Below are 12,285 nucleotides of genomic sequence, written 5' to 3'. Positions count from 1 at the left end.
GCCGCTTGATGCGCCCGATAATATCGAAATCCCCGGACTTTTTCTCCCTGGACGCTGGAGGTCCTCGATCATGTCGACAAAATTCTCATTGCTGAGCCGCCTGGCCGTTGCCGCATCGCTCGCTACCGCGCTTGGTATCGGCACGGCGCACGCTCAGGAAAAAACGCCTGACGATCCGCGCCTGTTCGCGCCGGGCCAACTCACCGTCGCGACATCCGATCCGGTGTTTCCCCCCTGGATGATGGACAACGATCCCTCGAACGGGGAAGGCTTTGAAAGCGCTTTCGTTTATGCGCTGGCCGAAAAGATGGGCTTTGCGCCCGAGGATGTGGTCTGGGTGCGCGAAACCTTCGATCAGGCCATTGCGCCCGGCGCCAAGGATTACGATTTCGGCATCCAGCAGATCTCGGTGACCGAGGATCGCGCCCAGATCGCCACCTTCTCGGACGTCTATTACCAGCCGCAAAAAGCCGTGGTCGCCATGCCCGGCTCAGCCGTTGAAGAGGCGACAAGCTTTGCCGATTTGCGCGAGGTGCGCTGGGGCGTGATGATCGGCACCACCGATCTCGACTATGTCGAAGACATCATCGGCGTTGACGAACCCGCCGTCTATAGTGATCAGGTCGGCCTGTTCCAGGCCCTGCAGGGCAACCAGATCGATGCTGTGGCCACCGAATTGCCCACAGCACTCTACCTCACCGCCGTCCAGGTGCCAGACGCCACCATCGCCGCCATCCTGCCGCCCGACGAGAACGATTACGGCCACGGCCTGATCTTCGAGCAGGGCAACGACCTTGTCGAATGGGTTAACGAGGCCATCGCCGAACTCAAATCCGAAAGCGTCATCGACGCGCTGGTCGCTCAATATCTGATTGCCGATCCCGACCTGCCGGTCATCACCGAATGAGTTCTGGACTACCGCCGCAAGGCATCGATACCGACGCGGCCCCCCAACCGGGGCCGCGTCGGCCTCTCCCCCCGGCAAAAAAGAAACTGCGCGCCAGGGATCGCTACCTGCCCGCCATCATCTCGATTGTCATGGTCGCCGTCGTTTTCGGCGCCATCGCCTATGCCGTGACCTCGGCCGAACAATGGCCTCGCATCGCGCGGCAGTTTTTCGATCTCAATGCCATGGCGGTATCGTTCCCCCAGGTGCTGCGCGGCTTCTGGCTCAATCTTCAGGTCTGGGTGATCTGCCTGTTCGCCATCATGGCGTGGGGGCTGGTTCTCGCCCTGTTCCGCTCGCTGACCGGTCCGTGGTTCGCGCCGCTGCGGGTGTTTACAGTGGTCTATATCGACCTCTTCCGCGGTCTGCCGGTCCTTTTGCTTGTCTTGATCTTCGGCTTCGGCATTCCGGCACTCAACCTTCCGGGCTTGCCCAATTCGGCGCTGTTCTGGGGCGCCACCGCCATGGTGGTTTCCTACGCCGCCTATTCGGCCGAAATCTATCGCTCCGGCATCGAGGCCGTCCATGACGGCCAGGGTGCCGCCGCCAGAGCCCTTGGCCTCTCCCAATGGCAGACCATGCGCTACGCCATCCTGCCCCAGGCCATTCGCAACGTTATGCCCGTGCTCCTCAACCTCGCCGTCGCCCTGCAAAAGGACGTGGCGCTGCTTTCGGTCATCGGCGTGCGCGACGCTGTCCGCGAGGCCCAGATCTACACCGCCCAGACCTTCAACTATTCTTCGCTGATTGCCGCCGCGCTGCTGTTCCTTGTTGCGACCATCCCGATGGCCCGCCTCACCGACTACCTGACAAAAAGAGACCGTCAGCGCCGCCTGCAGGGGGCCTCTTGACCAACGACCGCATAACCATTTCCGGTCTCACCAAATATTATGGTGAGACCCTCGTTCTCGACGACATCAATCTCGCCATTGCCCCCCACGAGGTCGTGTGCCTGATCGGCGCCTCGGGGTCGGGCAAGTCGACCCTTCTGCGCTGCATCAACCGGCTGACCGAATTCGATCACGGCACCATCGCACTGGACGGAAAATCCCTCGAAGACCCCTCCTGGGGCCGCAATGGCGTCTATCGCAGGATCGGCATCGTCTTCCAGTCCTACAACCTCTTTCCCCATATGAGCGTGATGGAAAACATCACCCTGGCCCCGCTCAAGGTCCACGGCATTTCAAGGTCCGAGGCGCAGGCCACCGCCCGCGAACTGCTCACCGCCTTCGGCATGGCCGAGTTCGAGAACGCCTATCCCGAACAGCTCTCGGGCGGCCAGCAACAGCGCGTCGCCATCGTACGCGCCTTGGCCACCCAGCCCGAGGTCATGCTGTTCGATGAGGTGACCGCCGCGCTCGATCCCGAACTGGTCGGCGAGGTGCTCGCCATCATCCGCCGGCTCAAATCCGATGGCATGACCATGGTCATCGTCACCCACGAAATGGGTTTCGCCCGCGACGTCGCCGACCGCGTCTGCTTTCTCGACGGCGGCCGCATCGTGGAAGAAGCCGAACCCAAAACCCTGTTCTCGAACCCCCAGAACCCCCGCACGCAGAAATTCCTGCAGCGCATCATCGAGGCTGGACGGCTTTAATCCCGCGCCACGGCCTTCCAGCACATATCCGCGATCCAGGCGTATTCGCTATCCTCGATCGGCGTCGGATCGAGCCGGCGGCGCTTGATCGTGTGGCGGATGGCCCCGCGCACAAAGCTCCCCAAAAGATAGGCCCGCCCCTCGCGCACCACCCCGGCTTCCCGCGCGCCTTCAAACAGAACGCGCGTATAGTCGACGAACCCCGAAAACGTCGCCGCGATCTCGGTAAGGCTCAATTCGGGAGAATTGTCGAGATATTCAAACAGCTTGGCCCGTTCGGCATCGGCCGCGATAAACGCGATATATCGCGCGATATAGCCCTTTATCCGGTCCTCATGGCTGACCGCCTGATCGTGCTCGACCACCACCGCCCGCGACATCTGTTCGCCGACCCGCACATAGACCCCAAGCACCAGCGCGCCCTTTGAGGGAAAATAGTTATAGAGCGATCCGGTGGCCACGCCCGCCCGCTCGGCAATCGCAGCCATCGAGCACTGCAAGCCGTTTTCCACAATCAATTGAGCCGCAGCATCGAGGATTCTGTCCTTCTTGCCGATCGTCGCTTCCATACTGAATGAACCTTCATTCACCTGTCATGTTCCGACGGTAGCTGTGTTTGCAGCCGGGCACAAGTCTTTCGCCCAAAGCGCGGGGTGCGCGCCGAAAGACGATCGGCTCAGGGCGTCCCAGGCGGACGCAATGCCATCAACATCAGGACACGCGTCATGACCGATCTCTTCACCTTCGTCCATCTTACCGATCTCCATATCGGCAATCCCGACATCGTCGACGATCACCTGTTTTCCGATACCACGGCCAATCTCAAGGCCCTGCTGGCCGACATCAAGACCCTGGTGCCCCAGCCCAAATTCATCGTCGCCACCGGCGATCTGACCAATCAGGGCGATGCGGGCTCCTATCGCAACCTCAAGGCCATCCTCGACGAAGCGGCCCTTGAAATTCCCCTGTTCTTCGCGCTCGGCAATCACGACAAGCGCGAGGGCTTTTACACCGGCATGCTCGGTCGCACCCAAGACCTCGCCGCTCCGTTCTTTCATGCGCAGGTGATCGACGGCATCCACCTCATCACGCTCGATTCGAGCGCTCCGGGCAAGGTCGGCGGCTCGATCGAGCCCGAACAGTTCGCCTGGCTCGAAGGCGAACTCGATGCCCATCCCGACCTCCCCAAGCTGATCGCCGTCCACCACGCCCCCGCGCTCGATGAGGACAGGCCCGATATGGAATGGGAAAGCCTCACCATCGCCGACACTCGCAAGCTGGCTGACCTGCTTGCCGGCCGCAATATCCTCGGCATTCTCTCGGGCCACATCCATTTCGACCGCGTTTCCAACTGGCACGGCATTCCCGTCGTCGTCGGCATCGGCACCCACGCCGCCACCGACGTCACCTATCTCCATGAAGGCATGCGCATGGTCGAGGGCGCCTCTCTTGCGCTCGGCACCATCCGCCCCTCGGGCCTGACCATTTCCTTTGTGCCCCAGCCCTCGCAACGACGCGAACTCAACAGCTTCACCTTTGCGGGCATGGCCGAAATGCTCCGCAAATACGAAGCCACCCAGGCCGCAGAATAAGGAAATCCCAGATGAACCGCAGAACCCTTCTCCTGGCCGCCTCGGCCACCCTCGTCCTGGCCGGCGCATTGCCCGCCACCGCCCAGACCATCCCGTCCACCATCGACGAGCCGGTCACCATCACGTTCTACAACTACAATCTCGGCTCTGCCGGCCTCGGCGCGGACGCGACCCGCAAGCTGATCGATGAGTTCATGGCCGCCAACCCCAACGTCACCGTCGAAGGCATCGGCGCCGCGGCGGGCGATTTCCAGGCCCGCGTTCAGGCCGACCTGGCCGCCGGGCAGCCCGTCGATCTGGTCCAGATGGTGTTTTCCGACCTCGATTTCACCGCAAGCAACTTCGGTGCCGTAGCGCTCGAGGACATCGTGCCCGCCGACGAACTCGACGCCCATTTCGAGGGCATGGTGCCCAATGGGCTCGATCTGGGACGCCTCGACGGCAAAACCTATTCTCTGGCCTATACCTTTTCCACGCCAGTCCTGTTCTACAACGCCGATATCTTCCGCGCCGCCGGTCTCGATCCCGACCAGCCGCCCAAGACCTGGGACGAAGTCCTCCAAACCGCTCTGGCCATCCAGGAAAACACCGACAAGGCCGGCTTTGCCGCCGGCATCTTCGGCCCCAGCGCCATGGATTGGCTCTTCCAGGGCGTTGTGCGGTCCAATGGCGGCGAAGTCCTCTCGCGTGATCGCACGACGCTCAAATTCGCCGAGCCCGAGGCCGTCGAGGCCGTGCAGATGCTGCGCGACATGTATGATGCGGGCGCCTTCGAACCCCTCGACATCACCGCGGCCCTCGAAGGCATGTCGGCCGGCAATATCGGCATGTACCTCCAGACCAGCGCTATACAGGGCTCACTTGTTGCCGGCGCGCAGGACAATTTCGAATTGCGCGCCTCCACAATGCCCAGCTTCGGCGACAAGCCGGTCCGGCCCAACAATTCGGGCAGCGGGCTGACCATTCTGGCCCAGGATCCGCTCAAGCAGCGCGCCGCGTGGGAGCTGATGAAGTTCCTCACCTCCGAGCATGGCTACACAATCATCACCTCCGAAATCGGCTATCTGCCGCTCCGCCCGGCCATCGTCGATGACCCGCGCTACCTCAAGGATTGGGTCCAGGATCACCCCCTCATCCAGCCCAATCTCGACCAGCTCGCCATTCTCGAGCCCTGGGATTCAATGCCCGGCCCCAACTATCGCCAGATCGTAAGCCTGATGATGGATGCCGCTGAAATGGCCGTCTATGGCGGCGTCGATGTCGAAGCGACGCTGGCCGATGCCCAGGCCAACGCCCAGGCTCTGATGCCCTGACAGCCCGGCCGGCGGCAGCCCCCGCCGGCCCCCGTTTCCATTGTCTATGACCGCCCCGCGCGGCCCGGAAAAGGACATCCCATGCTGCCCCGTTCAGCCATCGCCACCCTCGCCGTTTCGACGGCGCTTTTCGCAACGCCCATCTGGGCCCAGGCCATGCCGGCCACCGTCGACCAACCCGTCGAAATCACCTATTACAACTACAACCTCGCCTCCACAGGCATCGGAGCCCAAGCCACGAGCGGCATGATCGAGGACTTCGAGGCGGCCAATCCCAACATCACCGTCAATGCGGTGCCGGTTCAATCCACCGAAATGGTGTCGCGCACTCAGGCCGATCTGGCCGCCGGCATCGGCCCGGACGTCACCCAGACAGTGTTCGACGATCTGGCCTATACGATCGACAATTTCGGCGCCGTCGCGCTCGAAGACATCGTCCCCGCCGAGGAACTCGCCGCCCATTTCGAGGGCATGTCCGAAAACGGGCTGAATCTGGGGCGCCTTAACGGCAAGACCTATGCGCTCGCCTATACCTTCTCGACCCCGGTCCTGTTCTATAACGCCGATCTGTTCCGTGCCGCCGGGCTCGATCCCGACCAGCCTCCCTCAACATGGGACGCGCTGCGCGAAGCCGGCCTTGCCATCGCCGAACAGACCGATGCCAGCCCCTTTGAAGCGGCCATCGTCGGGGCCGGTTCGGGGGGCGATGACTGGGTGCTGCAAAGCGTCATCCTCTCCAATGGCGGACGCACGTTGTCCCAGGACCGCACAACGCTCACCTTCGCCGAACCTGAGGCCGTCCAGGCCGTGCAGATGATGCGCGACCTTCACGACGCCGGCGTTTACGGCGCCACCGATCTGGGCTCGTCAATGGAATCCATGGCCGCGGGTCAGCTCGCCATGTACCTCACCTCCTCGGTGCTCCAGGCCTACCTCATCGCCGGCTCGGACGGAAAATTCGAGCTGCGCTCGGCCGCAATGCCCGGCTTTGGCGATCGTCCCGCCTCCCCCACCAATTCGGGTTCGGGCCTCGTCATTCACACCGCCGATCCGCTCAAGCAGCGCGCCACCTGGGAATTGATGAAGTTCATGACCTCGCGTGAGGCCTATACCACCATCACCTCCCAGATCGGTTACGTCCCCTTGCGCACCGACATCGTCACCGACCCCGCCTATCTGGGCGATTGGGTTGCAGACCACCCCCTGGTCCAGCCCAATCTCGACCAGCTCGAACGGCTCGAGCCCTGGGTCGCTTACCCCGGCCCCAACTACCGCCAGATCAATTCGCTGATGATGGATGCGATGGAAATGGCCATCTTTGGCGGCGCCGATGTCGAGGCCACGCTGGCCCAGGCTCAGGCCAACGCCCAGTCCCTGATGCCCTGATCCCCCGGCCGCGTGGGCATCACCCTCGCGGCCATCCCTTCACGATTTCGCGGTGCTCGCTCATGGCCGACATCTCAGCAAATACTCTCCTGACGCTTCCAAAGCGCAAGCGGCGCCTGAGGGCCGACGATCGCTATCTCATTGCGCCCTGGCTTTATCTCCTGCCCGCCGCGCTCGGGCTTGCCATCTGGGTCTATTGGCCGCTCCTCGATGCTTTCCGGCTCAGCCTTTACCAATGGAACATGCTGCCCACCACGGCACCGCAATTTGTCGGCCTGTCCAATTTCACCAACATCTTTGCCCTGCCCAAATTCTGGCAGGCCGTGCGCAACACCGGCATTTACGTTCTGGGGCTGCTGCCGCTCGCCGTCATCATCCCGCTGGCCATCGCCATCTACACTCATGACCTGCCCGACCGGGCGCGCAACATCTATCGCGCCATAATCTTCGTGCCCATGATCATCGCTCCGGTCGTGGCCGCCGCCGTCTGGCGCTGGCTGCTCGATCCGGGCCACGGCATGGTCAACCAGGCCATCGCCGGGCTCGGCGGCGAGCCCGTGCGGTTCCTTGCCGATCCCGCCATTGCCATCTGGACCATCATCGTTCTCACCGGCTGGAAGCTGATCGGGTTTTCAACGCTGATCCTTTCGGCCGCCAACGCCAACATCAATCCCTCGCTCATCGAAGCCGCCCGCATGGATGGCGCGTCCAGATGGGAGATCATCCGCGACATCCGGCTCCCTTTGCTCATGAACACCGTGCTGTTTCTTGTGATGATGACCATTCTGCTGGGCGCCCAGTGGAGCTTTTCCTACATCAACGTTTTGACCGGCGGCGGTCCGCTCGGCTCGACCACCAACATCTTCTACGTGCTCTGGGAATTTGGATTTTCCTCGATGTCGGTGGGCTGGAGTTCGGCCGCCGCCGTCATCTTGTTCCTCGGCTTCGGCGCGCTGGCCTTCGTGCTCTTCCGCCTTATGGAGAGGTACTCGTTCTATGACAACTGACACACTGACCGCCCCGCTTTCGGTGCCGGCCGCCCGGCCGCGCCGCCGCACCCGCTCTCTCGCCTCGCGCCGGCTCAACACCGGCCTTGGCCACGCTCTGATGGCCGTGCTGTCGCTGTTCTGCCTGTTCCCGGTCTATTGGATGGTCGTCACCTCCCTGCGCCCCGCCAACCAGATCTTTGAGACCGCGCTGCTGCCCACTTCGGCTTCGCTCGACAATTACATCTACGCGCTCAACGCCATTCCCGTGCTCCAGATGCTCTGGAACACGCTTCTGGTCTCGGTGATCGTCACCATCATCCAGCTCGCCACCGGCCTATTCGCCGCCTATGCCTTCGCGCGCTGGCGGTTCCCGTTCGACAAGCTCGTCTATTCGCTGATCGCGCTCACCTGGCTGGTGCCCTTTCAGGTGGTGATGATCCCCAATTACCTGATCGTCGCCCGGCTCGGCCTGCTCGATTCCCTGCCCGCGCTGATCCTGCCCAACGTCGCCTCCGCCCTGGCGGTGATGCTGCTCTACCAGACCATGCGCTCCTTCCCCAAGGAGGTGATCGAGGCCGCCCGCATGGATGGCGCGCGCAGCTGGCGCATCCTGTGGGACGTGCTCGCCCCCAATCTGACCGGCATCCTCGCGTCGCTCGCCATCCTCATCTTCATTTCGACCTGGAACGATTATTTCTGGCCCCTGCTGCTCACCCGCTCGGCCGAAAACAGCGTCATCCAGATCGGCATCCAGATGTTCATGACATCGGAGGGCACCCAGTGGGGCCCGCTCATGGCCGCCTCCACAATGGCCAGCCTTCCCGTGCTCGCCATCTACATCGCCCTGCAGCGCCAGGTCATCCAGTCCTTCATGAAATCAGGAATACGCTAAGATGAATTCCCCGCTCACCCGCTCGATCCCCGTCAAGGGTGCCTACAACGTCCGCGACCTGGGCGGTTATCCGATTGCCGACGCCGAAACCCTCTGGCGCCGCGTGCTGCGCGCCGATGCCCTGCACCGGCTCGATGCCGACGATGTCGCCATGCTCATCGATGCCGGGGTCACCACCGTTGTCGATCTGCGCCACGATCATGAATTGGCCGAACAGCCCAATCCCCTCGCCGGTCACCCGGCCGTCAGCTACCACAACGTTTCCCTGTTTGCCGATCTCGCCCCGACCGTCACCCCGGGCGAAGACGCTCTGCTCACCCTTTATCTCAAGGCACTCGATGAGCGCGGCGAAACCATCGCCCGCGTCCTCACCCTGATCGCCGAAGCCGGCGATGGCGCGGTGCTGTTCCACTGCACCGCCGGCAAGGACCGCACCGGGGTCATCGCCGCCCTGCTCTTGACCATCGCCGGGGTCGAAACCACCCTGATCGTCGAGGACTACGCGCTCACCGCCCAGATGATCGAACCCATGATCGACGAGCTTGTCGAAGGCGCCCGCGCCCGCGGCATAGACCCCGAACGCTTCATGCCGTTCCTGGCCTCCGAGCCCCAAACCATGGCGCTCACCATCGCCCATATCGAAACCACCTATGGCTCGGTCGCCGCCTATCTGCGGTCCATCGGGCTTTCGGACACCACCATCGCCCGGCTCCGGGCACGTCTTGCGGGAGATTGAAATGGCTCACCTCACCATCTCTGACGTCAGGAAATCCTACGACGGCAAACAGGTTCTCCACGGCATCGACATCGAGATCGACAACGGCCAGTTCGTCGTCATCGTCGGCCCCTCGGGCTGCGGCAAGTCCACCCTCTTGCGCATGATCGCCGGGCTGGAAGCGATCACCGCGGGCGACATCGCCATCGACGACGAGATCATCAACGACATCGACCCCGCCGATCGCGGCTGCGCCATGGTGTTCCAGAACTATGCGCTTTATCCCCACATGACGGTTGCCGAAAACATTGGCTACCCCCTAAAGATCGCCCGGCTTCCAAAGCCCGAGCGCGCGCGCCGCGTCAGCGACGCAGCCACCGTTCTGGGCCTCACAGACTATCTCGACCGCCGCCCCGGCCAGCTTTCGGGCGGCCAGCGCCAGCGCGTCGCCATGGGCCGCGCCATCGTGCGCGAACCCGCCGTGTTCCTCTTCGATGAACCGCTCTCCAATCTCGACGCCAAGCTGCGCGTCCAGATGCGCATCGAGATCAAGAAACTCCACAAGCGCCTCGGCGCCACCTCGATCTTTGTCACCCACGACCAGGTCGAGGCCATGACCCTGGCCGACAAGCTCATCGTCATGAACAAGGGCCATGTCGAGCAGATCGGCTCGCCGGGCGAAATCTACAAGAACCCCGCCTCGACCTTCGTCGCCCAGTTCATGGGCGCCCCGGCCATGAACATGACCGGGGGCGAAATGCTCGACGCGACCACCCTCGCTCTCGATATCGCTCCCACCCAGCATTTCCGCCTGCCCACCGCGCTCCCCGGCACGCCGGGCCGCATCACCATCGGCGCTCGCCCCGAAGCCATAACCCTTTGCTCCAGGGAAACGGGCCTTCCCGCCCAGATCGAGCTGATCGAGGAACTCGGCGGCAGCCGTGTCGCCTATTGCGCGCTCGCCGACACCGAATTTGCCGTTGTCGTCGGCCCGGAAGTTGAGATCGGAGAGGGTGATATCGTCGGCCTTCATATCCCCACCACCGCCCTGCACCTGTTCGACGCCCAGACCGGCAAACGCCTGGAGCTGGCCCCGACCCGCCAAAAAGCCCGCCTCGAACAGGCCGTCGCCTAGAGCGCGTCCAGAGCCTGTGTTCGGCGGCTTATACAAACACAGGGCCACATTTAACGAAGTGGTCAGAGATATCATGCGAGGTTTTTTGCGGGGACGCTTCTTTGATCATTGAGGAAGCGAATGAAACTAATTCAAAGCCTCAAAATGCTGCTAGCCGCGGACGCAGCGGGATCAGCTCCGATACCCATTTCGGAAAATGCCCGAATAGGCCGGGAAAATCCGCAACCAGCGAAAGCCGACAGCCCGGTTGCTGCCGTTTTCGAACGGGATCTCGAAAATCTCGTTGAGAACCTGGGCACCGCTGAAAGGCCGCTCGTTACCGGCTCCATGGAGCTTCTGGGTCTTGATGAAGTCAGAACCTGTCTGGGAGCCAAGTGGAACAGGCTTGCCGATCAAGCGCTTGCGATAGCCACAGCAGAGATTAAGCGGTATCTTTCCGATCAGGATTTCTTCAAACCTGAAAGCGAAACGCGCTTTCTGATCTGTTTTGCCTCGCTCAATCGCGAGCAGGCGATGCACAAGGCAAGCCTGATTGCACGCGCGATACGCGCGCGGCTGCTCGATGAACTCCCCGAGATCGAAGAGCAGACCTCCGTGGAGCGGTTTGTCACCGAAGTGGACCCCAAGGATCTGGCTGGCAGGGGGCGTGGGCTGGCTGATCGCCTGGCAGCGACGCTCGAGAGAATTCAGGGAGAGCTGGAGGTCGCTGTAGCGGTTCAGCGGCGAACCACCATTAAGGATTTTCAACTGCTCTTTGCGCCCATATGGGAGGTCTCCACCCACGTAACGACCTTCAATCGATGCCAGGCCGATACCGCTTCTGTCAGCGGCGCTTTGGCCAGGATGAGAACCATAGCTGACAACGATCAGGTTCAAAAAATGCGCGGGGAACTCGATTGCATGATCCTCGCCCGTGGGGTTGAGCGGCTTCACGGCTCCCTCAGGTCTGATGCGTCTGTTTCACTGCTCGTGCCGCTCACTTTCAGCACATTTCTTGATCCCGATACTGCGCGGGATTATCTCAAGATTCTGGCCTCAGTGCCTGCCATTTATCGCAATCGCATCGTGCTTGAGCTTCGTGGCATCGGCAATGGCGTGACTATAAGCGACATTCTCTCATTGCGAGACCGGGTAAGCGGCACCACCGACCGCATCGTTGCCGAGATAACCGAAGACGGCGCGCTTTTGCCAATATTTGAACTTGGCGATATTTTTGGCATTTCGTTCGATCTGAGCACACTGGGGAGCGGCGGAACCTGCTCCTCGCAGCGCCTGCGCAAAATTGTCCAGATGGCAGACCAGGCAAGTCTTGCCAGTTATGCACACAGTGCCAATACCCTGGGGGTAGCCAGCGCGGCGATACGAGCGGGGTTTCAGTTCATTGACGGTCCTGCCGTCCATCTCAACGTGACTGAACCTCGGCCAGCGACCCGGCTCAAACCCATGGTCGACATGAGCGAAGCGGCCCCAAGGGATCGCGCCGTGCGTGATAGCGTTTCAAATGCGCAAACCGGTGCAAAAAGGCAGGCACCAACCGCCCGGCCAGGCGTGTTGCGCTAGAGCGCGTCCAGCAAAAGCATGTCCTCGACGCGATCGGGGATGGAAACGGTTTTGCGGTTCGGACTCGCGACAAAACAAGGGTTTGGAGCCAAGGATTTGAGTCAATCAAATCCTGACCGGCTTGTCTTATGACAGATCCGGCTCTTGTGCGATTAAAGGG

At 62.1% G+C, this 12,285-nt stretch carries 12 protein-coding genes; 11 read left to right on the top strand and 1 reads right to left on the bottom strand.

Features of this window, described 5'->3' with window-relative positions:
- Positions 1–70 precede the first annotated feature (70 nt).
- Genes V6617_RS03760 through V6617_RS03750 form a run of 3 tightly spaced genes read left to right on the top strand, consistent with a single transcriptional unit; the run spans position 71 to position 2,543 of the window.
- Complete coding sequence (locus tag V6617_RS03760; protein WP_338609189.1) at positions 71–907, top strand: ABC transporter substrate-binding protein; 837 nt, start codon at positions 71–73, stop codon at positions 905–907.
- On the top strand, positions 904–1,797 hold the full coding sequence (locus V6617_RS03755) for an amino acid ABC transporter permease (protein WP_338609187.1): 894 nt from the start codon (positions 904–906) through the stop codon (positions 1,795–1,797). Before V6617_RS03760 ends, V6617_RS03755 begins: the two co-directional genes overlap by 4 nt.
- Positions 1,794–2,543, top strand: a complete 750-nt coding sequence (locus tag V6617_RS03750) for an amino acid ABC transporter ATP-binding protein (protein ID WP_338609185.1) — start codon at positions 1,794–1,796, stop codon at positions 2,541–2,543. Before V6617_RS03755 ends, V6617_RS03750 begins: the two co-directional genes overlap by 4 nt.
- On the opposite strand, the gene V6617_RS03745 is transcribed toward V6617_RS03750, so the two are convergent.
- Positions 2,540–3,112, bottom strand: coding sequence for a TetR/AcrR family transcriptional regulator (locus tag V6617_RS03745; protein ID WP_338609183.1), 573 nt, complete (start codon positions 3,110–3,112; stop codon positions 2,540–2,542). The two genes, V6617_RS03750 and V6617_RS03745, sit on opposite strands and share 4 nt — an antisense overlap.
- Positions 3,113–3,268: 156 nt before the next feature.
- On the opposite strand from V6617_RS03745, the gene V6617_RS03740 reads away from it, so the two are divergent.
- The 8 genes from V6617_RS03740 to V6617_RS03705 all read left to right on the top strand — a co-directional run bounded on the left by V6617_RS03740 (position 3,269) and on the right by V6617_RS03705 (position 12,125).
- Positions 3,269–4,135, top strand: coding sequence for a metallophosphoesterase (locus V6617_RS03740; RefSeq protein WP_338609182.1), 867 nt, complete (start codon positions 3,269–3,271; stop codon positions 4,133–4,135).
- A gap of 11 nt (positions 4,136–4,146) precedes the next feature.
- Positions 4,147–5,448 carry an ABC transporter substrate-binding protein gene (locus V6617_RS03735; protein WP_338609181.1) on the top strand — a complete coding sequence of 434 codons (1,302 nt, stop codon included), beginning with the start codon at positions 4,147–4,149 and terminating at the stop codon, positions 5,446–5,448.
- 81 nt (positions 5,449–5,529) lie between these two features.
- Positions 5,530–6,834: an ABC transporter substrate-binding protein gene (locus V6617_RS03730; RefSeq protein WP_338609179.1), complete on the top strand. Its 1,305-nt coding sequence runs from the start codon at positions 5,530–5,532 to the stop codon at positions 6,832–6,834.
- 62 nt (positions 6,835–6,896) lie between these two features.
- Positions 6,897–7,841, top strand: a complete 945-nt coding sequence (locus tag V6617_RS03725) for a sugar ABC transporter permease (protein ID WP_338609178.1) — start codon at positions 6,897–6,899, stop codon at positions 7,839–7,841.
- On the top strand, positions 7,831–8,715 hold the full coding sequence (locus tag V6617_RS03720) for a carbohydrate ABC transporter permease (RefSeq protein WP_338609177.1): 885 nt from the start codon (positions 7,831–7,833) through the stop codon (positions 8,713–8,715). The genes V6617_RS03725 and V6617_RS03720 overlap by 11 nt, the downstream gene beginning before the upstream one ends.
- 1 nt (position 8,716) lies before the next feature.
- Positions 8,717–9,451: a tyrosine-protein phosphatase gene (locus V6617_RS03715; RefSeq protein ID WP_338609176.1), complete on the top strand. Its 735-nt coding sequence runs from the start codon at positions 8,717–8,719 to the stop codon at positions 9,449–9,451.
- Position 9,452: 1 nt separating this feature from the next.
- The gene (ugpC, locus tag V6617_RS03710; protein WP_338609175.1) at positions 9,453–10,565 is read left to right on the top strand and encodes a sn-glycerol-3-phosphate ABC transporter ATP-binding protein UgpC; all 1,113 of its coding nucleotides are present in this window, start codon (positions 9,453–9,455) and stop codon (positions 10,563–10,565) included.
- A 327-nt stretch (positions 10,566–10,892) separates the two neighbouring features.
- Positions 10,893–12,125, top strand: coding sequence for a hypothetical protein (locus V6617_RS03705; RefSeq protein ID WP_338609173.1), 1,233 nt, complete (start codon positions 10,893–10,895; stop codon positions 12,123–12,125).
- The last annotated feature ends 160 nt before the right edge of the window (positions 12,126–12,285 follow it).

This window comes from Pelagibacterium nitratireducens, from assembly GCF_037044555.1.
Classification (GTDB): Bacteria; Pseudomonadota; Alphaproteobacteria; order Rhizobiales; family Devosiaceae; genus Pelagibacterium; species Pelagibacterium nitratireducens.
The sequence above is the reverse complement of the archived record's forward strand: the minus strand, read 5'-3'. Positions and strand labels throughout refer to the sequence as shown.